General features: G+C 64.6%; 17 protein-coding genes. 6 read left to right on the top strand and 11 right to left on the bottom strand.

Annotated elements, in window-relative coordinates:
- Positions 1 to 86: 86 nt before the first annotated feature.
- A complete protein-coding gene (locus NCG91_RS27980; RefSeq protein ID WP_285817015.1) occupies positions 87 to 3,125 on the bottom strand; it encodes a calcium-binding protein in 3,039 nt (1,012 codons plus the stop codon).
- Between the two features lie 291 nt (positions 3,126 to 3,416).
- Entirely contained in the window at positions 3,417 to 4,337 is a 921-nt protein-coding gene (locus NCG91_RS05190; protein ID WP_251348870.1) for a LysR family transcriptional regulator, read from the bottom strand.
- 109 nt (positions 4,338 to 4,446) lie between these two features.
- On the opposite strand from NCG91_RS05190, the gene NCG91_RS05195 reads away from it, so the two are divergent.
- Complete coding sequence (locus NCG91_RS05195; protein ID WP_251348871.1) at positions 4,447 to 5,940, top strand: MFS transporter; 1,494 nt, start codon at positions 4,447 to 4,449, stop codon at positions 5,938 to 5,940.
- 111 nt (positions 5,941 to 6,051) lie between these two features.
- Here the strand turns inward: NCG91_RS05195 and NCG91_RS05200 are convergent, their stop codons facing one another.
- From NCG91_RS05200 to NCG91_RS05210, 3 genes are all read right to left on the bottom strand, one after another.
- Positions 6,052 to 6,588, bottom strand: coding sequence for a CPBP family glutamic-type intramembrane protease (locus NCG91_RS05200; protein ID WP_099664098.1), 537 nt, complete (start codon positions 6,586 to 6,588; stop codon positions 6,052 to 6,054).
- 107 nt (positions 6,589 to 6,695) lie between these two features.
- On the bottom strand, positions 6,696 to 8,276 hold the full coding sequence (locus NCG91_RS05205; RefSeq protein WP_251348872.1) for a methyl-accepting chemotaxis protein: 1,581 nt from the start codon (positions 8,274 to 8,276) through the stop codon (positions 6,696 to 6,698).
- 266 nt (positions 8,277 to 8,542) lie between these two features.
- Positions 8,543 to 8,977, bottom strand: coding sequence for a hotdog fold thioesterase (locus NCG91_RS05210; RefSeq protein WP_251348873.1), 435 nt, complete (start codon positions 8,975 to 8,977; stop codon positions 8,543 to 8,545).
- A 143-nt stretch (positions 8,978 to 9,120) separates the two neighbouring features.
- Here NCG91_RS05210 and lpxO point away from each other — a divergent pair, with 143 nt between their 5' ends.
- The 4 genes from lpxO (at position 9,121) to fdx (ending at position 11,615) form a co-directional block, all read left to right on the top strand.
- The gene (gene lpxO, locus NCG91_RS05215; protein ID WP_251348874.1) at positions 9,121 to 10,020 is read left to right on the top strand and encodes a lipid A hydroxylase LpxO; all 900 of its coding nucleotides are present in this window, start codon (positions 9,121 to 9,123) and stop codon (positions 10,018 to 10,020) included.
- Between the two features lie 83 nt (positions 10,021 to 10,103).
- Positions 10,104 to 10,517, top strand: a complete 414-nt coding sequence (locus NCG91_RS05220; protein WP_251348875.1) for a DUF6331 family protein — start codon at positions 10,104 to 10,106, stop codon at positions 10,515 to 10,517.
- Between the two features lie 43 nt (positions 10,518 to 10,560).
- Positions 10,561 to 11,193 carry a carbonic anhydrase gene (locus tag NCG91_RS05225; protein WP_099664103.1) on the top strand — a complete coding sequence of 211 codons (633 nt, stop codon included), beginning with the start codon at positions 10,561 to 10,563 and terminating at the stop codon, positions 11,191 to 11,193.
- 89 nt (positions 11,194 to 11,282) lie between these two features.
- Positions 11,283 to 11,615 (top strand): ISC system 2Fe-2S type ferredoxin, encoded by a 333-nt coding sequence (fdx, locus tag NCG91_RS05230; protein ID WP_251348876.1) that lies wholly within the window; start codon positions 11,283 to 11,285, stop codon positions 11,613 to 11,615.
- Positions 11,616 to 11,647: 32 nt separating this feature from the next.
- Here the strand turns inward: fdx and NCG91_RS05235 are convergent, their stop codons facing one another.
- Positions 11,648 to 13,696 (bottom strand): M13 family metallopeptidase, encoded by a 2,049-nt coding sequence (locus NCG91_RS05235; RefSeq protein WP_251348877.1) that lies wholly within the window; start codon positions 13,694 to 13,696, stop codon positions 11,648 to 11,650.
- A 241-nt stretch (positions 13,697 to 13,937) separates the two neighbouring features.
- On the opposite strand from NCG91_RS05235, the gene NCG91_RS05240 reads away from it, so the two are divergent.
- Positions 13,938 to 14,174, top strand: a complete 237-nt coding sequence (locus tag NCG91_RS05240) for a DUF7661 family protein (RefSeq protein WP_099664106.1) — start codon at positions 13,938 to 13,940, stop codon at positions 14,172 to 14,174.
- A gap of 4 nt (positions 14,175 to 14,178) precedes the next feature.
- Here the strand turns inward: NCG91_RS05240 and NCG91_RS05245 are convergent, their stop codons facing one another.
- From NCG91_RS05245 to NCG91_RS05265, 5 genes are all read right to left on the bottom strand, one after another.
- A complete protein-coding gene (locus tag NCG91_RS05245; protein ID WP_251348878.1) occupies positions 14,179 to 14,748 on the bottom strand; it encodes a DUF1439 domain-containing protein in 570 nt (189 codons plus the stop codon).
- A 218-nt stretch (positions 14,749 to 14,966) separates the two neighbouring features.
- Positions 14,967 to 15,887, bottom strand: coding sequence for a hypothetical protein (locus tag NCG91_RS05250; RefSeq protein WP_251348879.1), 921 nt, complete (start codon positions 15,885 to 15,887; stop codon positions 14,967 to 14,969).
- A gap of 104 nt (positions 15,888 to 15,991) precedes the next feature.
- Positions 15,992 to 17,347 carry a PEP-CTERM-box response regulator transcription factor gene (gene prsR, locus NCG91_RS05255; protein ID WP_251348880.1) on the bottom strand — a complete coding sequence of 452 codons (1,356 nt, stop codon included), beginning with the start codon at positions 17,345 to 17,347 and terminating at the stop codon, positions 15,992 to 15,994.
- Positions 17,348 to 17,359: 12 nt separating this feature from the next.
- On the bottom strand, positions 17,360 to 19,411 hold the full coding sequence (prsK, locus tag NCG91_RS05260; RefSeq protein WP_251348881.1) for an XrtA/PEP-CTERM system histidine kinase PrsK: 2,052 nt from the start codon (positions 19,409 to 19,411) through the stop codon (positions 17,360 to 17,362).
- Positions 19,408 to 20,796, bottom strand: coding sequence for a TIGR03013 family XrtA/PEP-CTERM system glycosyltransferase (locus NCG91_RS05265; protein WP_251348882.1), 1,389 nt, complete (start codon positions 20,794 to 20,796; stop codon positions 19,408 to 19,410). Before NCG91_RS05265 ends, prsK begins: the two co-directional genes overlap by 4 nt.
- Positions 20,797 to 20,861: the final 65 nt, after the last annotated feature.

The raw sequence follows: 20,861 nt of genomic DNA on the forward strand, positions 1-20,861 counted from the left end.
TCATGTCAGAAATTCAATGGCGCAGCCAGGCCGAGGCTGCTCACCCCGGCCAGGCTGCGTGCTGGTGAAACTAGCCTATTAAACGATCAATGCGCCGCCGCCAGCTGGATCTGCGACGCCGGGCCGCCATGGGCCGACCACGGCGCCGATGCGGCCGCCGGCACGGCAAAGCCGGCCATCGCTTGCACCAGCTGCGCCGCATCCGCTTGCCAGCCGCCATAGCCGCCCGCACTGGCGGCCTGGGTTTGTTGCGCGGCGCGCCAGTTCTGCGCCAGTACGGGCGCCAGGGTGGCGGCCGTGCCGGCAGGCAAGGTGAGCTGGCCAGCCGGCGGCGGCGTCAGGCCCGCCATCGCCTGCACGAGTTTTTGCACGTCGCTGCCCAGCAAGACGCGGCCATCGGCCATGCGGAATTCCTCGATGCTCGCCCCCGTCGCCGCATACCAGCCAGTGATGCTGATCTTGTCCGTGGTGCCGATGGTGCTCACTTCCAGGTTCGTGCCCACCTGGCGGAACCACAGTTGCTCGGCGCTGACGCCGGCCAGGAAGGACACCACATCGCGGCTGCCCGCCTCGTTGGCTTCATTGATCATGTCGGCGCCGTCGCCGCGGGCGAAGATATAGGTATCGTTGCCCAGCACACCGGCCAGGACGTCGTCGCCCTTGCCACCCTGCAAGATATCGTTGCCCAGGGCGCCCAGCAGGGTGTTCTTCAGTTCATTGCCGATCAGCACATCATCGAACTTGCTGCCGACGACCGCGTTGAAATTGGCCACCACATCCACGCCCGGACGTGCCGCCAGGGCCGTGCCTACGGCTGCGAAGGCAACCGTCGCGCCGGCGCTTGCGTTGACGTAATTGAGCGCGTTGCCCGCACCGCCGCCGTCGAGCACGTTGCCGCCGGGGGTAGTGACGAAAAAGATGTTGTTGGTGAAGGAGCTGCCCGTCACGGTCAGGCCAGAGCCCCCGAGGCGCACATTCTCGACGTTGTCGGCCACCGTGTAGTTGACCGTGGTAAACACGGTATCGTTGCCGCCGTTGTCCCGTTCGTCGATGAAATCGCCGCCGTGGTTGACGTAATACGTGTCGTCGCCGCCCAGGCCCTGCAGCAGGTCGGCGCCGGCCGTGCCATACATGACGTCGGCATTCGCCGTGCCTGTGAAGGTTTGCCCCGTCGGCTGCGTGGGGCCGTTGAAGTGCCAGGCCTGGGCCAACGCGGGCGCCAGGGCGGCGGCCGTGGCGGCAGGCAAGGTCAGCTGGCCCAGCGCCGGCGGCGCCAGGTACGCCATCGCCTGCACCAGCGATTGCACGTCGGCGCCGCGCAGGACGTGGCCGGCGGCCGTGCGGAATTCCTCGATGTTCGGCGCGGCCGCGTTCCAGGCGCGGATGGTGATCTTGTCCGTCGTGCCGATGGTGCTCACTTCCAGGTCCGCGCCCACCTGGCGGAACCACAGCTGGTCGATGTTCACGCCGGCCAGGAAGGCGATGGCGTCGTAGCCGGCGTCGGCGGAAAGCTCGGTGATGACGTCGGCGCCGTCGCCGCGGGCAAAGACGTAGGTATCGTCGCCCAGGCCGCCGGCCAGCGTGTCGGCACCCTGGCCGCCTTGCAAGGTGTCGTTGCCGAGGCCGCCGGACAGGCTGTTGGCCAGTTCGTTGCCGATCAGCACATCGTCATAGGCGCTGCCTGTCACGCTGGAAATATTGACCAGCACATCGCTGCCAGGTAGGAATGCGGTACTGCCGCCGGCGGGAGCGATGGTCGCCGTGGCGCCCTCCCTGGAACCGGCATAGGTGGCGGAATTATTGTTGCCGATGCCATACAACAAGTTTCCGCCGGCTACGTCGACGTGAAAGACGTTACCGCTGCCGTTGCCTGTCACACCCAGGCCCGCTGCGGCCAGGTGCAGTTCTTCGATGTTGGCGGCCATGGTGTAGTTGACGGTCGTGTAGACAGTGTCGCGGCCGCCACCAGGCTGTTCAGTTACCACGTCGTTGCCATGGTTGACGTAATAAATGTCGTCGCCGCCCAGGCCCGCCATCACGTCGGCGCCCGCCGTACCCTTGATGATGTCGGGATTCGCCGTGCCGGTGAAAACGCCATTGGCGGGCTGGCTTGGTCCCTCGGTGCGCCAGTTCTGCGCCAGCACGGGCGCCAGGACGGTGGCTTCGTAGACAGGCAAAGTCAGCTGGCCCAGCGGCGGCGGCGTCAGTCCCGCCATCGCCTGCACCAGGTTTTGCACGTCGCCGCCCAGCAGCACGCGGCCGTCGGCCGTGCGGAATTCCTGGATGCGGGGCACGATGCCGCCGCTGAACCAGCCATTGACGGTAACCTTGTCCGTCGTGCCGATGGTGCTCACTTCCAGGTTCACGCCCACCTGGCGGAACCACAGCTGGTCGGCGCTGACGCCGGCCAGGAAGGAGACGACGTTGTGGCTGCCCCCTTCCACCATCTCGGTGATGCCGTCGGCACCGTCGCCGCGGGCAAAGATATAGGTGTCGTCCCCCTGCATGCCGACGAGCAGATCGTCGCCCTTGCCACCGCGTAAGGTATCGTTGCCCAAGCCGCCAATCAGGCCGTTCTTGAGCTCGTTGCCGGTGAGGACATCGTCGAACTTGCTGCCGGAGATGCTCATCAGGTTGACCAGCACGTCGCTGCCCGCAGGCGCCGTCAGAGGGTCATTCGCGCCCAGCAGTGTTGCCGTCACGCCCGTGCGGGAACCGACATACACGACCGAGTTGCCCGTGCCGCCGCCATCGATCCTGTTGCCACCGGCCGTATCGACGTAAAAGATATTATTGGTATTGGCGGTGCCCGTGACGGTCAGCCCGGCGGCGGTCAGGTAGACTTTCTCCACGTTCTCGGCCACCGTGTAATTGACGCTGGTGTACACGCTGTCGTTGCCGCCGTTGGCCAGTTCGACGATCACGTCGCCGCTGTCGTTGACGTAATACGTGTCGTCGCCGGCCAGGCCTTCGAGCACGTCCGCGCCCGTGGTGCCGGTCAGCACATCCGCGTTCGCCGTGCCGATGAAGCGCTGCGGTGCCGCCGCGACGCTGTTCAGGTATGCCTCGATGGCGGACATGCCGTCGGCGGAGGTGGAAGTTTGCGATGCAAATTTTTCAGTCATGTTGCAGTTTCCTGTCATTAAACGTCAAAACCAAGAGTGAATATGTCGGCGCAAGCTGACATGCAAGGCAAAAGTTCCGGCCGCCTCCACTTGCAGTTCAGCGTGCACCTTCAACGATCCGGCACTTTCGGCGCAGGGACGGCGCGCGATTGAACGCCGCCTCGCATGCACGCCGTATTGACGTTCAAGCGGGTGTAGCACTGTTATTTGTCATGCAAATGTCACACTGCATGGTAGAAGGGAGGCGGGGAAGGAAGCGCGCGGGCGCGCCCGCTGCGATGGCGTCTGGTTTCAGGCGGCTGGGGGAGAGCTCTCGCTTGACGGCCCGGCGCCAAACGTCTGCTCCTGCAGTTGCGCCACCAGGAAATCGATGAACACGCGCAAGCGCGGCGGCAGATGGCTGCTGGCCGGCCACAGCAGCCAGAATGCCGTGCGCGCCTGCGTATGCGCGTCCAGCAGCGAAACCAGTTGCCCCGCCGCCAGCTCGCGCTGCACGGCGAACGCTGGCAGGTAGGCGATGCCCTGCCCTTGCAAGGCCAGGAAGACGCGCATTTCCACGCTGTTGCACACCATGCCGGACGCCGGCTGGGCCAGCGCGTCCATCAGCGGCCACGGCTCCAGGCGGCCCGTGGCGGGAAAACGGTAGTCCAGGCGGGCGTGCCGCAGCAGCGCGGCGCCATCGGCGGGCCAGCCATGGCGCGCCAGGTAGGCAGGCGACGCCACCAGCAAGCGGCGGAACGTGCATAGCTTGCGCCGCATCAAGCTTGAATCGGCCAGCTCGCCCGTGCGCACGACGGCGTCGAAGCCGTCGCTGACGAGGTTGACCATGGCGTCGGAAAAATCGAGATCGAGTTCGATGGCGGGATAGGCTTGCATGAAAGCGCCGATGGACGGCTCGAACAAGCCGCTGTAGCGTGGCAGGCTGATGCGCAGGCGACCGCTGGGGCCGCTACTGGCCTCGCTCAATTCCCGCTCGGCCGCTTCCACCTCGGCCAGGATGCGCTTGCAGCGCTGCAGGAATTTTTCCCCTTCCGCCGTCAGCGCCAGGTGCCGCGTGCTGCGCTGGAACAGGCGCGCGCCCAGCCGCGCTTCCATGCGCGCCACGCTCTTGCCCACGGCCGACGAAGACAGGCCCAGCAGCCGGCCCGTGGCCGAGAAACTGCCGCTGTCGGCCACCTGTACAAACATGGCGATGCCGCCGAGACTATCCATGCGCTCCCCATTAAAGACAAATGTGTCCTATATGTTGATCAGTTTAGCCCATTTCTCTTCAATGACGGGCGCGCCATACTTGCCGCTCCTTCTCTCCGAGCCCACTTCCATGCCCTCTTCCCCACGTTTGACGCTTGCCCTGCAAGTGCTGGCCGCCTGCCTGACGGGCTTGCTGATTCCTTTGTGCTTCACGGGCCCGGCCGTGGCGCTGCCCGCCCTCGGCGCCGAATTGCGCGGCAGCGCCGCCGCCCTGAACTGGGTCATCAATGCATATATCCTCAGCTATGGCAGCGCCATGATGGTGGCCGGCAGCCTGACGGACGTGCTGGGCCGGCGCCGCGTCTGGCTGGCGGGCCTGGCCCTGTTTTGCGCGGCCACCCTGGCCATCGCCATGGCCCCGTCCGTCGCGCTGGTCGCCGCGCTGCGCTTCATGCAGGGCCTGGGCGGCACGGCCGCGTTCGCCGCCGCCATGTCGTCGCTGGCGCCCCTGTTCCACGGCGCGGCGCGCAGCCGGGTGATGAGCGTGCTGGGCACGACGTTCGGCCTGGGCCTGGCCTTCGGCCCGCTGGCGGCCGGCGCCATGCTGGAACTGGCCCGCTGGCCCGCCATCTTTTACGCCACGGCCGCGCTGGGCGCCATCGGCGCGCTGCTGGTGCTGGCCAGCGTGCCGGCCGATGCGCCCCGTGCGCAAGGGCGGCTGGACTGGCCCGGCGCCCTCAGCTTCAGCGGCGCGCTGTCCCTGTTGACCCTGGGCATGCTGCTGGCGCCCGAACATGGCTGGCGCAACGGGGTAGTGCAACTGTCCATCGCCTCGTCCGCGCTGCTGTTTTGCGTGTTTGTCGCGGTCGAACGCAGGACGGCGCGGCCCATGCTGGACTTGACCCTGTTCCGCCAGCGCCGCTTCGTCGCCGTGCAAGTGCTGGCCGCCTCGCCCGCCTTTTTGTTCATCGTGCTGATCGTCATGCTGCCGGGGCGCTTCATCGGCATCGACGGCGTGTCGCCGCTGGCGGCGGGTCGCCTGATGATCGCCCTGGCCGCGCCCCTGCTGGTCGTGCCCATGCTGGCGGCGCTGCTATTGCGCTGGTTCAAGGCCGGCACCGTGTGCGCGGCGGGATTGCTGCTGGCGGCCGCCGGACTGGCCTGGCTGGCGCAAGTGCTGGGCAACGGCGGCACCGCCGCGCTGGCGGGACCGCTGCTGCTGGTAGGCGCCGGCATCGGCTTGCCGTGGGGCTTGATGGACGGCATGGCCCTGAACGTGGTGGACACGCCGCGGGCCGGCATGGCGACGGGCATCTTCAATACCGTGCGCATCAGTGCCGATGGCGTGGCGCTGGCCCTGGCGGGCGCCGTGCTGGCCAGCCTGATCGGCGCCGCGCTGCAGCACCAGCTGCCCGCCGGCCTGCCCGTGCTGGCCGCCGCCAGCCGCGCCGCGCTCGGCGATATCCAACAGGCAACACAACTGCTGGGCGGCCACGAAGCGCTGCTGCGCGCCAGCTATGACGCGGCCTTCCGCCAGTTGCTCAATGGCCTGGCCGTGCTGGCCGTGGCGCTGGCGGCGCTGGTGCCGTATTTACTCAAGAAAAGAGAACTTCACGACGCTTGACAAAACCGTCGCGAGCGGAAGGTAGAGGTGGTCGAGAAGCGCAACCGTACTCAGGTACGGTGAGCATCGCAGGCCATCTAAACCGACGCGCCGCAGGTTTGGGCAGGCGTCCTAGGCGTCCAGGCCGTAAAACACGGCGACGAGGATGGCGATGTTGTTGCAGGCGCGGGAAAAAGTCGTTGTGGCGTAGGCAACGGCGACACTGGGGCCGCGGTAGCGCAGGTAGACAAAGCTGAACATGGCGCCCGACCCCAGCGCGACGATGGCGTGCAGCAAGCCGCCGCTGATGAAATGCACGATGGCCCACAGGATGGCGCCGATAAAAATGCTCAGCTGGCGGCTGGCGCCCAGGCGCCGGAGGATTTCCAGCGGCAGCAGCTGGCCGAGGAAGGTTTCCAGGATGGGGGAATAGATGACGACCCAGAACACCAGCAGGGGCAGCGACATTTCGCGCTTGAACTTGGACAAGCCCGTGTGCGCGCCCCAGTATTCGGGCGGCAACAGCCATTTGGTGAGGAACAGGATGGCAAAGCACAGCATGCAAGTGAGTAACCCCCAGCCGAGGCCGGCAAGGGCCAGCTGCAGCACGGGAGGCGCCGGGCCGTCGTCGTCCGGGCTGGAGAGATCATGGCTGCTGCGCACTTGCATGAGTAGTCCTGGCGGTGATCCAGCGCTCATTGTAGCGCGGAATAGGACTGTTCGCGCATGGCTGTGGAGCGCGGCGCATGGCGCGCCGCGCTGCCGCGCTATCGGCGTCAGGCCGCCAGGCGCAACGGACCGTTGGCCGGCTTGGCCAGTTTGAAGATGCCCACTTCCTGTTCCAGCTGCGCCGCCTGCTGCTGCAATTCATGCGCGGCGGCAGCCGCCTGCTCGACCAGGGCCGCGTTTTGCTGGGTCACGCGGTCCATGTCGACGATGGCGCGGTTGACTTGCTCGATGCCGGCGCCCTGCTCCTGCGTGGCGTGGCTGATCTCGGCCATGATGCCCGTCACCCTGCCGATACCGGCCACCACGTCATGCATGGTGACGCCGGCCTGCTCGACGAGCAAGGTTCCCGTGCCCACCTTGCTGACGGAATCGTCGATCAGCAGCTTGATTTCGCGCGCGGCGGCGCTTGACCTCTGCGCCAGGTTGCGCACTTCCGTGGCGACGACGGCAAAGCCGCGCCCCTGCTCGCCCGCGCGCGCCGCTTCCACGGCCGCGTTCAAGGCGAGGATATTCGTCTGGAAGGCGATGCTGTCGATCACGCCGATGATGTCGACGATCTTGTTCGACGAGGCATTGATCAGGCTCATGGTGTGCACCACTTCGGCCACCGCCTTGCCGCCCTGCTCCGACACCTTCGACGCTTCGCGCGCCAGGTGGTTCGCCTGCTGCGCATTGTCCGCATTCTGGCGCACGGTGGAAATCAGTTCTTCCATCGATGAGGCGACCTCTTCCAGCGAGCCGGCCTGCTGCTCCGTGCGCTGCGACAGGTCGCGGTTGCCCGAGGCGATCTCGGTCGAGGCCGTGGCAATGCTTTCCGTGCCGTGGCGCACCTTGCCGACGATGGCGGCCAGGTTGTCGCGCATGGTCTTGATCGCAAACAGCAGGCTGCTGTCGTCGCCGTGGCGCGTGTGCACGTCGATGGCCAGTTCGCCGAGCGCGATGCGCCCCGCGATCGAGGCCGCATACCCCGGTTCGCCGCCCAGCTGGCGCAGCAATCCCCGCGTGATGACGGTGGCAACAAAGATGCAAATGAGCACGCTGAGGGCGGCCAGCACGCCGATCCAGCGCAGCGACTGGCCGTAGATGGCGCGCGCGGCCACGCTGGCCTGCTCCGACTCGCGCTGCACGTTTTTCAGCACGGTATCGATGTCGGCGACGATCTGGCGCCGCAGGGGGCTGCACTCCTCGACGAGGAAGGTGCCGTACTGTTCCATCTGCCCCGTGGCGCGGAACTGGCGCGGACGCTGCAATTGCTGCGCCATGGTGTTCAAGCCCGCGCTGACTTTTTCGAATTGCGGATCGCCGGCGAACCGCGGCGCCAGGCGCGCCAGCGCTTCCAGGTACAGCGCCTTCTGGCTGTCGAGGATGGCCAGCTCTTTTTCGGCGGCGGCCTGGTCATGGAAGATATACGCGTTGCGGGCGGCCAGGCCCGTCTGGTCGAGCGCTTCGCGCGCCACGTACAGCGGTTCGAGTTTTTCCAGCTGGACTTTGTCTTGCGCGTCCATGGCGCCGGAGATGGCGCCGATGCGCAGCAGCGCGAAAGCCGCCAGCACCAGCATGAATACCACCAGCAGCCCGAAGCCTGCGCTCAGGCGCGCGCCTATCGTCAAACGATTGAATGACATCATTGTTGTTATTGCCCTGTAAATAAAGTTGATTGTTGCTGGTTATTTAAAAACCAGCGATCTGCTCGCCGTCGCGTTGCCTTTCCTGCATAGCGCAGGATGGTCCTCTAACTGGCGTTTTTTGGGCAGTCAGCTTCTAAATTCGGGCAATGCAGGCGCGCGGGACATACCCTGCGCCATACAACAGCACACTGAATTATAAGCGAACAGCGTTACGGATGATTCCACGTGTCCACTTTTAGTGCCTTGACGCATATCAAAAAAGACAATTAACGCTGGCCTGGCGTATCGATGACGGCCATGGTGATGCGCGAGATGCAGCACAGCTTGCCATCGTCGTCGGCGATGCGGATTTCCCAGACCTGGCTGGTGCGGCCCCGGTGGATCGGCGTGGCACGCCCCGTCACCTGGCCGCCGCGCACGCCGCGCACGTGGTTGGCATTGATTTCCTGACCCACGCTCACTTGCCGGCTGGAATCGAGGCAGGCATTCGCGGCCATGCTGCCCAGGGTTTCGGCCAGCAGCACGGAAGCGCCGCCATGCAGCAGTTTAAAAGGCTGCATGGTGCGGTGGTCGACGGGCATGGTCGCTTCGATCCAGTCGGGGCCGAAGGCGCTAAATTCGATGCCCAGGTGGCGCATGGCCGTGCCTTCGCTGGCGGCGTTGAGGGTGGCCAGGTCGAGCGGTGCGTGCCAGATTTCCATCGTTACCTCATATCAGTGGGGAGAACAGCCATTGTAGGACAGAGCGCTGCCGCGCGCCGCTTCATCTTTCCTTCACCGTGGCACGGGGTGGCGCCGGCATTAACTGGTTATAATTGCCCCATTCTTAAAAAACGAGGTTGTGTATGAAGTGGGCCTTGCTGGGCATTTTTGTGTTTTCTGTTTTACATATTCATTTTCGTGGCAAGGTACGCCTGCCGTTCCGCCGCCAGATCTTCGATCACTCCTCGTTCATGGCGCCGCTGAACCTGTTCATGCACACCTTTTCCAAGGTGCCGGCCACGCCCTATTTAGCCGTCGAGCAATTCCCGGAACTGGCGCCGCTGCAGCAGAACTGGCAGATCATCCGCGATGAAGCGCTGCGCATGCAGGAAATGAAAAAGATCAAGGCGGCTGAAAAGAACAATGACGTGGGTTTCAATTCCTTCTTCAAGTATGGCTGGAAGCGTTTCTACCTGAAATGGTATGACGCGAACCACCCGTCGGCGCAACAGATGTGCCCGCAAACCTATGCGCTGCTGCAATCGATTCCCTCGATCAAGGCGGCCATGTTCGCGGAACTGCCGCAGGGCGGCAAGCTCAACCCGCACCGCGACCCGTTCGCCGGCTCCCTGCGCTACCACCTGGGCTTGCAGACGCCGAACGACGACCGCTGCTTCATCGACGTCGATGGCGAACGCCACAGCTGGCGCGACGGCCAGGCCGTGATGTTCGATGAAACGTATATCCACTGGGCCCGCAACGACGCCGACAGCGACCGCATCATCCTGTTCTGCGACATCGAGCGCCCGATGCGCTACCGCTGGGCGCAAGCGCTGAACCGCTGGCTGGGCCGCACCCTGATGACGGCCGCCGCCTCGCCGAACGAGCTGGGCGACCAGGTGGGCGGCGTGAGCAAGCTGTTCCAGATTTCCTGGACCATGGGCCAGTACCGCCGCCGCTTCAAGGCGTGGAACAAGGCGGCGTACCAGGTCACCCGCGTGGCCCTCGTCGTGGGCGTGATCGCGCTGATCTACTTTATCTAGACGCCGGCATCGCCACTTTGACAAAAACCGCCTTCGGGCGGTTTTTTTTATAATGCGATGCCACTCACCAGGAGAATCTGCAAATGACCGAACGCGACCGCCAGTACGATATCCAGATCGGCGACGATGCATGGATCGAGTTCATCAGCCTTGACGGCCGCTATGACCAGGCCATCGACATCGATGCCCTGCTGGACGAACTGTGGCCGCTGATCTGCCGCCTGGAAACCTATTGCGTGGCCGGCTGTTGCGGCATGGATGCCTTCGATTTCACGCCCGAAGGCATCGCTGCGGCGCTGGTAGACCTTGACCGCGCGCAACTGCACTCCGCCTGCGCGCACGCCCGCAACGCCGTGGCAGCAGCCGCCAGCGACGTCTTCACGAGCAACACGCTGAACCACATGGCCGACAAACGCGTGTTCCTGCAATTGCTCGAGCATCTCGGGCGCTGCACGGCGGCCCCTGAAACGGGCCGGCCGGCAAGCCAGCCGCGCTGACATAGGCGATAATACGGGTTCACACCACTCTCTTCTTTTATTTATGCGCGACATCATTGCCGGATTTCTACGTTTCCAGAAGGAAGTCTTTCCTGAACGCCGAGAGCTGTTCAAGACACTGGCCACGGGACAGACACCCAAGGCCCTGTTCATTTCCTGCTCCGACAGCCGGATGGTGCCGGAACTGGTGACGCAGCGCGAACCTGGCGAACTGTTCGTGATCCGCAACGCGGGCAATATCGTGCCCTCGTTCGGCCCGGAACCGGGCGGCGTGAGCGCATCCGTCGAATTTGCCGTGGCGGCCCTGAATGTGACGGACATCGTCATTTGCGGCCACTCCGATTGCGGCGCGATGAAAGCCATCGCCACCTGCACCTGCCTCGATCACATGCCGGCAGTCAAGAACTGGCTGCGGCACTCTGACGCGGCGCGCATGATCAATGAATCGATCGAGCATGCGACGGAACAGGACCGCATCGATGGCATGGTGCGGGCCAATGTCGTGGCGCAACTCAACAACATCCGCACCCACCCTTCGGTGGCGCTGGGCATCACGCAAAAACGCCTGACCCTGCATGGCTGGGTGTATGACATCGAAAATGGCTCGCTCGATGCGCTCGACGAGTCCACCGGCCAGTTTGTCCCGCTCGCGGAACATCCGGCCTCGAAGCTGTAAGGGCAAGCCATCCCCGTCAGGCGCAACATTGCGCTTGACCTTGTCCAGACGGGAAGGTGCAAGGTAGCGGTACTCAAGGAGATTATCGTATGCCAACCATCACCGTATTACCCCATCCCGAGCTGGCCCCCGAAGGCGCCGTGTTTGACGCGCCGCAAAACATGAGCATTTGCGACGCCTTGCTGCTCAACAAGATCAACATGGAACACGCGTGCGGCCAGGTGGGCGCCTGTTCCACCTGCCACGTGGTCGTGGTGCAGGGTTTCGACTCGCTCAATGCGCTGGGCGACAATGAAGAAGACATGCTCGACCAGGCCTGGGGCTTGCAGCCCCACTCGCGCCTGTCTTGCCAGGCGCGAATGGCGCAGGAAGACCTGACGCTTGAACTGCCCAGGTACACGCTCAACCACGCCAAGGAATAGTCCCCGGCGCGCTTGCCCAACGCCCTACCTGATTACCACATGATCACGCGCTGCTCGGGCGGCAGATACATCGGGTCGCCCGGCTTGATGCCGAACGCTTCGTAAAAGCCGGGCTGATTCTTGACCGTGCCCTTGGCGCGGAATTCGCCCGGCGAATGGGGGTCGCTCTTGATCTGCGCAATGGCCGCTTCCGGACGCAATTTCGCGCGCCATTTCTGCGCAAAGCCGATGTACAGGCGCTGTTCGCCCGTCAAGCCATCGATGACGGGCGACGGCTTGCCGCCGAGCGAACGCTGGTACGCCTTGTAGGTGATCGACAGGCCGGAATTGTCGCCGATGTTTTCGCCCAGGGTCAGCTCGCCGTTGATGTGGTAGCCAGGCACGGGGCTGTAGGCGCCGTATTGCTTGACGAGCCCGGCCGCCAGCGCCTTGAAGGCCGCGCGGTCCTCCGCCGTCCACCAGTTGCGCAAACGGCCCTTGGCGTCGTATTGGCTGCCCGAATCGTCGAAGGCATGGCTGATTTCATGGCCGAAGGTGATGCCGAGCAAGCCGTAATTGACGGCATCTTCCGCTTTCACGTTGAAGAACGGCGGCTGCAAAATGGCGGCCGGGATCGTGATGGCGTTGAGGGCCGGGCTGTAGCTGGCGTTGACGGTTTGCGGCGTCATCGACCATTCGTCGCGGTCCACCGGCTTGCCCAGCTTGGCCAGGTTTTGCTGGCGGCTCCACGCGCGCGCGGCGCGCACGTTGGCGATCAAGTCGTTCGGCTGCGTCTTCATGCTGCCGTAGTCGCGCCAGGTAGCGGGATACGCGATCTTCGGCTTCAGGGCGGCCAGCTTGAGCTGGGCTTCCTTCTTGGTTTCCGGGCCCATCCAGTCCAGCTGCTCGATGCCATCCTTGAACGAGGCGACGAAATTGTCGAACATGGCCATCACGCGGGGCCGGGTTTCCGGCGGCAAATACATTTCCACATAGCGCTTGCCGACGGCGTCGCTGATGGCGTTATCCGTGAAGCGCAGCGCCAGCTGCCACTGCGGTTCGCTTTGCGGCACGCCGCGCAGCACCGTGCCGTCGAAGGCGAAGCGCTCCTTGACGGTGGCGCTGTCCAGGTAGGAGGCATAGCTTTCGATGATGCGCCAGTTCAGATAGCTCTTCCACGCTTCCAGCGGCACGGCGGCCACGGTCTCGGCGAAACCTGTCATGAAGCTGGGCTGGCGCACCACGGCCGAGGCGGCTTTTGGCGCAAGGCCGGCAGCCGTAAAGTAGGCGTTCCAGTCGAAGGCCGGCGCCAGCGCCGCGAATTTGTCGAAATCGACGCGGTTGTACGATTTGACGGGGTCGCGCATCTGCACGCGCGTCCACTGCACGGCCGCCAGGCGCGTTTCGAGGTCGAGGATTTGCGCCGCGTGCGCCGCAGCGGCCTTGTCGCCGCTCATGGCCAGCATGGTTTCGATGTGCTTGAGGTATTTGGCGCGCACGGCTTGCAGCTTGGCGTCGTCATCCTTCAGGTAATAATCGCGGTCAGGCAAGCCCAGGCCGGACTGGCTGATGTTGACCGTGTAGCGCTCGGGGTCTTGCGCATCGGGCGCCACGTAGGCGGAAAACGGCGTGGCAACGCCATTGCCTTGCAGGTAAGCCAGCAGTGCCGGCAAGTCCTTCTTGTCTTTCACGCCAGCCACGCGGGCCAGCTCGGCGCGCAGCGGCTTGAAGCCGGCCGCATTGCGCGCCTTGTCGTTCATGAAACTCGTGTACAGGTCGGCGATCTTGTGCGCCTCGCTGCCGGGCTTGCCGGGGTTCTTGACGGTGGCGTCGATCAGGCCGCGCAACTGGCCCTGCGCGATTTCGCGCAATTCGATATACGTGCCCCAGACGGATTTGTCGGCCGGGATGTCCGTATTGCGGGTCCAGACGCCGTTGACGTAGCCGTAGAAGTCGTCCCGCGGGCTGACTGCCGGGTCCAGGGTTTTCAGGTCGATGCCGGAGACGGGTGCGGCGGCGGTAGCGCCTTGCTGGGCGTGCAGCGACGGCGAAGACAAGGCGAACAAGGCGCAGCAGGCGGCGCTGATAAGCGAACGTTTCACGAAGATTCCTTTAATTGTTTTGACTTCATGTTGGGGAACATGCTGTATCCAGGCATGAGAGGTCGGATTATAGTCGGCATGCTTGTGGGGAAACAATGTCGGTTGAACAATCCCGGTGATCCGATGTGCATTGAAGCACGCCTCGCGCCCGCGCCGATGATCAGCAAATGTTACCATCTAGCAATAGCCATACCTGTCGCTCACCACCTTTTTTGCCTGGCTCTTGGACTGGAGAAGTTTGATGCAGGAATGCAGATTCAATATTTTCGGCACGCTGATTGCCGTCCGGGGACATCAAGGAGCATGGCGCGCCTTCTATCTCGGCGCGGAAGGCAAGCGCAGGCCCGCCGATTTCATTATTCCCGACGATATTCAAGGCGATGCGTTATGCGAATACCTGGCGGACCTGTTCCATGAAGAGGCGACGCCGCGCAACAACACGGCCACGCAAATCACCACGCCCGCGTTCCAGGCCTAGCCTTTTATTTCACCGGTTCGAACGTCACCGTCAACCCGTTGCCCGTGGTCCGGATCTGCGTGGGCACGAATTGCACGCCCGCATAGCGCAGCTCGTCGGGTTTGAAGGTATAGATCGGCGTTTCATGCATGAGCTGGTCGGCCACCAGGCTGGCCACCTTGGCGAACTGGCGCTGCTGCGACTCGTCCATGCCGTCGATGATCACCTTGTCCACGCTCGCCTCGCTCAGGTAGACGGCGTTGCGCTGGGCGTCAAGCACGAGGCGGCCCGACATGGCCAGGCTGCCGCGCCAGCTCTGGCGTATGAATGGCGGCAAGACGCTGGCGTCCACGCTGAGGGCGACTCTTTCGCGCTCGGGCTGCAGCGACAATTGCGGATGCGTCAGCTTGACGTCCAGCACGGACAGCACCCGTTTATCGATGGGAAAGCGGCGCTCCAGGCCTTGCTGCATCTTGCTCAGCGACACATTCACGTCGCGCGGGCCGATCAGGGTGGAGCACGCGGCCAGCACGCTGCAGGCCAAGGCGGCGATGGCGGCGGTTTTCAGCAAGGGACGAAAGGCGGTCACGTTCATGGATAGTCTCGGTGGAAAGATGGCGCCATATTACACATGCGCCCGCTTTCACGCAAAAACCGGCGCCCGCCTTGCAGCGGACGCCGGTTTGCATGTGGGCCTTGTCAGCGTACGAACAGGGCGATCAGTATGACGATGGGCAATGGAATGCCCAGCAGCAGCAAGAGGATGGAACGCATGGCAGTCTCCTGGATTGGATTGGTGGATTAATCGGTGAATTAGATGGTCACATGGCGCAGCACGCGCTCATGGTCGCGCTGGCGGCCGCCAAACGTTGCGGCCAGGCTGGCCACGAAAGCGCCCAGCAGCAAGGCGACGAACATCCACAGCGCCGTGTGGGCGCCGGCCTTGCGGGCCGCTTCGGCCGCTTGCTGTGCCTGCGCCTTGGCATCGGCAGCAGCCTTGGCGGCGCGGCCGTAGACGGCGTCGACGCGCGCTTCCGCCTCCGCCTGCGTCAAGCCCGTGCGGCTGGCGACGACCTGGCCCAGGTAGGCGCGGTCATCGGCGGCCAGGCTGCCCGTGGACAGGCCGGTGGCGAAGATCTTGCCGATTTCGCCGCGCTGCCCGGCGGATACGCCGCCCGCTTCACCCGCCCCGGCCGCCGGGGCGGCGCGCAGCAGCATGTCGGAAAAATAGTCGAGCGGATTGGCGCCGCTGCCCTCGCCTTGCTTGGCGCTTGCAGCGCCAGCAGCACCTGCGCCCGCTGCCGCAGCCGGGCCAACTGCCGCCGCCACGCCGCTGCCCGCATCGATGGCGCCGCTCAGCACGGCCCGCGTGCCGCCGGCCAGCACTGCCACGGTGATCAGAGTGGCCAGGGCCCAGGCCAGCAAACCGTGCGCCGTATCGCGGAAATGCACTTCATCCGTATGGATGGAGCTCCATTTCACGCGCAGACGGCCCGCCATGTAGCCGCCGATGCCGGACGCGGCCAGTTGCATGAAGGCCAGCCAGGCGATGGTCGACACGCCGATGGCCGTCGCATTGAACGACCACGGCGACACGGACGACAGGCCCAGGCCCACGCCGAGGATCAGCAGGATGAAGGACAAGGCCGCCGCCGCGGCAGCGCCCGCCAGCACGGCGCCCCAGGAGACGCCCGGATTGTTCAAGTCCGAGACGGACAGTTGTGTAGCTTGCATGAAATTCTCCCTGTTGACTTGATTGAGTTGCTGGGAGAAGCATGCCGTGCGGGCGCCGCCCCGTATGTGCGACGCCATACACAATCTTGATATTTAGTTACTGCCTACTTGATGCCGTGATGGCCCATCAGGTCGTACAGGGTGGGCCGGCTCACGCCCAGCAGCTCGGCCGCCTTGGCGATATTGCCGTCGGCCCGCGCCAGCGCGCGCACCATCACCTTGTATTCGGCCCCTTCGCGCGCCTGGCGCAGGTTCAGCGGCTCGTCCGCGGGCGCCGCCCGGGCGCTGGCGGGCAAGCCCAGGTCGTCGGCGGCGATCTGCGGCCCGTCGCACATGATGACGGCCCGCTTGATGCAGTTTTCCACTTCGCGCACATTGCCGGGCCAGCCATAGCTTTCGATCAGCTGCAGCGCGCCCGCGCTGAAATGCAGGTTGCTGCGGCCCTCGCTGGCGCAGAACTTGTTCTTGAAATGCTGCGCCAGCAAGGTGCAATCGCCGGCCCGCTCGCGCAAGGGCGGAATGCGCAAGACGATTTCGCTGAGGCGGTAAAACAGGTCTTCGCGGAAGCGTCCCTGTTCCGCCAGCACTTTCAGGTCCTGGTGCGTGGCGCAGACGATGCGCACGTCGACGGCGATCTCGGCACGGCCGCCTACCCTTTCGATGACCCTCTCCTGCAGGAAGCGCAGCAATTTCGCCTGCAGCGGCATCGGCATGTCGCCGATTTCATCGAGAAAAAAAGTGCCGCCGTGGGCCAGTTCGATCTTGCCCAGGGTTTGCCGCGCCGCGCCCGTGAACGCGCCCCGCTCATAGCCGAACAGCTCGCTTTCCAGCAGGTTTTCCGGGATGGCCGCGCAATTGATGGCAACGAAACGCTGCGCATGGCGGCTCGACAGCGCATGCAGTCCCCGCGCGATCAGCTCCTTGCCGCTGCCCGAATCGCCCAGCAGCATCACGCTGGCCGACGAGGGCGCCACTTTTTCCACGTTGCGGCACAGTTTCAGCATGCCGGGATCGCGGCTGACGATGCCGGCCAGGGGAGAATCGGCCTGCGTCTGCAGCATGCGGCGGTTTTCCTGCTGCATCGCGTGCAAGTAAAATGCGCGCGCGATGACCAGGCCCAGCATGTCGGCCTCGAACGGTTTCTGGTGAAAATCGTAGGCGCCCAGCGCGATCGCCTTCAAGGCATGCGCGCGCTCCTGGTTGCCCGACAGGATGATGACTTTCGTGTCCGGCGCCAGCGCGAGGATTTGCTGCAGGGTAGCCAGGCCTTCCGTGGCGCCGTCCGGGTCGGGCGGCAAGCCCAGGTCCATCGTCACCACGGCCGGCTGGTGGCGCCGCACGAGCGCCAGCGCCGCCTCGCGCTCGCCCGCCAGCAAGACGTCGTAACCGTCAAAGCTCCAGTGCAACTGCTTTTGCAGGCCGGGATCGTCTTCGATGACCAGCAGTTTCTGTTTGCCCATGGCACTCCTTTGCTATGCCGCATGCAGCGGCAGGATCACGCGAAACGTCGTGCCCACTTGCGGCTCGCTGCGCACTTCCAGGCTGCCGCCCACTTCGCGCAGGTATTCGCGGCTTTCGAACACGCCGATGCCCATGCCCGCCGTCTTGGTCGTGTCGAACGGTGTAAATAGACGTTCGCGGATGAACTGTTCGCTCATGCCCTGCCCCGTATCGTCGAGCTCGACGACGGCCGTATGCTGCACGCGCCGCAAGCGCACGGCCACCTTGCCGTCGCTGGCCGTGGCTTCGATGGCGTTCTGGATCAAATGGCCCAGCACGCGCTCCAGCCGCGCGCGGTTGGCCAGCACCGTCAGTTCGCCATCGACGATTTCCAGGCACGGGGCCGGCGCCAGGCTGGCCTTGGCCGCCACGGCCTGGCGCAGCAAGCCGTCCAGCAGCAGCGGCGCGGGCGCTTCCGGCGCTTCGCCGCGCGCCAGTTTCTGCAGCAGGGTTTTCATTTTCTGCACGGAATGGTCGAGCGTACCCAGCATGTCTTCCTGGAAGGCGGGATTGGCGCGGTGCTTTTCCGCATTGCTCAATAGCAGGGAGAGTTGAAACACCAGGTTCTTCAAGTCGTGCACGATGAAGGTGGACATGCGGTTGAACGAGTCGAACTGGCGCGCCACCGTCAGGGTGACGAGCGATTCGCGGTGCGCCAGGTAGCTGGCGGCCTGGCTGCCGGCAATTTTCAGCACGTCGCGGATTTCCCAGTTCAAGCCGATGCGCGTGCGGGGCCGCGCCAGCGCGACAAAGGCGAACAGCTGGCCATGCAGCATCAAGGGCACCAGCAGCCACACGTCGGGCAGCGCCAGCAGCGCGGGCGGCAACGGCAAGCCGCCGTACTGGTCCGGATTCTGCACCCAGTCGGGCACGTCGATCACCCATTGTCTTGCTTCCAGAAACTGGCACAGGGGGCCGGACGCCGGCTCGCTCCACGTGCCCGGCGGCCAGTTCCAGCTGGCGGCCGGCGCGAACTGGCCCTGCTCGCGCAAGATCCACAGGGCGCCGGCGCGGCTTTCCACCAGCTGCGCCATGGCCTGTATCGTGCGTTCGCCCAGGTCCGGTCCGTCTTCGGACAGCGCGCGCGTAAAGCGCAGCCACTCCTCGCGGTAATCGAAGATGGCATTGTAGAAATGCTTGTTGATCGTCACCTTCAGCTTGGCGCGCAAGCTGCCGGAAAACAGCACGCCCGCCAGCAGCAAGGCCGCGCCGCCCAGGTAAGCCATTTGCATCAAGGAACCCCAGGTGCCGCCGAAGTAGCGCAAATAATAGGCGCTGGCCGCCATGGCCAGCAAATAGATGGCCGAGCCCAGCAAGGCGGCCGAGCGGTACAGCATCTGGCGCGACACGGACAAGCCCAGCGCCCAGCCCGGATTGCGCGCGGCCGAGATGGCCAGCAGGGGCGCGCACAGGGCGTCGACGATGCCGCGCGCGGCCCAGATGTCGTCGTTGACCGCGCGAAACAGCAAGGCGTCGCTGTACAGATAGAAATCGTAGGCGAACAGGCCGCCGACACCGAGGCACGCAAACTTGATGCCCCAGCGTTTCAAGGGCGGCGTATTGCGGTACCACTGTTCCACCAGCAACATGCCCAGCACGGCCAGCAACAAACGACAGACACTGGCGATGAATCGCGCCGGCAAAGGCAGCGCCAGCCAGGACGAGGCCATGGAGAGCAGCCAGGGCGCCAGCGCCGTGAGGGCGATGCCGGACAGCACCAGGCGCAAACGGGACCGCGCCGGTTCGATCAGCAGCAGCAAAAACACCAGCCAGGCCAGGGTGCGCAGCAGTTCCAGCGCATCGCCGGCCAGCGCCGTGCGCTGTCCCAGCAGCACCAGCACCACCGTGCCCGTCGCCCAGCCGCCCGTCGCCAGGCAGGCGACCAGCAAGGCGCGCACGTTTTGCCGCGCGCGCCAATTGCTGATGAGCAGCAGCGCCAGCACGAAGAAGGCCAGCGACGCCAGGCCGTGGCTGAGGGCCGCCGCATCGGCCGCCGCCAGCCAGTCCGACTGCGCCCGCATCATCGGCTGCCCTTGCCAAACAGCACCACCTGCACCGTGTCGAGCAAGATCAGCAAGTCGAGGAACAGGCTATTGTTTTTCACATAATACAGATCGTATTGCAGTTTTTTGACGGCGTCGTCGACGGAGGCGCCATATTGATAGCGCACCTGCGCCAGGCCCGTGATGCCCGGCTTGATGCTGTGACGAATGTTGTAGTACGGCACCTGCTGCTTCAATTGCTCGACAAAATACGCGCGCTCGGGGCGCGGCCCCACGAAACTCATCTCGCCGCGAAACACATTGAGCATTTGCGGCAGCTCGTCGATGCGCAGCTTGCGGATCAGCCTGCCCACGCGCGTGATGCGCGCATCGTTGTCCAGCGCCCAGATGGGCTTGCCATCGCGCTCCGCATCGCAGCGCATGCTGCGAAATTTCAGCACATTGAAGGGCAAGCCGTCGCGCCCCACCCGTTCTTGCTGGTAAAACACGGGGCCGCCGTCTTCCAGGCGGATGCACACGGCCGTCGCCAGCATCACGGGCAGCGCCGCCAGGCAGATGACGCCGCTGGCTGCCAGGTCGAACAACCGCTTCGAGGCGGCGCGGAAAAAACTCTGGTCGAAGCCGCCGCCATAGATCAGATAGCTCGGTTGCAAGGAATCGATGCGGATCTGGCACGCTTCGCGCTCGAAAAACGTGGCCGCGTCGATGACCTTGACGCCGCCCAGCGCGCATTCCAGTAGTTGCTTGGCAGGAAACGCACCATTGCGCCGGTCGCTGACGGAAACGACGATTTCATGCGCCGCATGGCGCTGGGCCATGGCCAGCAGCGACGGTTCCGCCGGCAGCAAGGCCGAGGCCGGCACGCAGCATTGCTCGCCAGCCACATCGATGCAGCCGACGACGGTAAACTGGTGGAAACCGATCTTGCTCGCCGCCAAGTCCATGCATTCGCGCGCCAGCGCCCCGCCGCCCACCAGGATCAGCCGTCCCTCCATCAGCGCCGATTGCGAGGATTTGAACACCACCAGGCGCGCCAGCAGCACGCCGATGGCGCCCAGACCGAAGATCAGCACGCTGCCGCGCCCGAAATGCAAGGAAGGAATAAAACGGATCAAGACGCTGAGCACGGCAAAACCCAGCGCGAACGACGGCAGGATGCGCAGCAAGGTGTTGCGGATGTCTTCGCGCGAGCGGTGCTGGTACATGCCCAGCGCGCTCATGCTGAAAACGATGACCAGGGCAAAGATCGAGGACGACAAATACACCTCGCTCGCTCGCACGAGGCGGCTGCCATCCGCCAGCCACAGCAGCGACGTCAGGGTGGCCGACAGCAGCAGGATCAGGATTTCCAGCAACAGCAAGATAAACGCTGTTTTCGAGACGTAATGGCTGAAGATGCGGATCATGGGGCCTCCTGCGGCAAAGGCAACACGCTGCGCTCATGGCGGCCTGCTGCTCTCCTGCCATCATG

Origin of the sequence: Janthinobacterium kumbetense (genome assembly GCF_023703445.1) — a bacterium.
Classification (GTDB): Bacteria; Pseudomonadota; Gammaproteobacteria; order Burkholderiales; family Burkholderiaceae_D; genus Janthinobacterium; species Janthinobacterium kumbetense.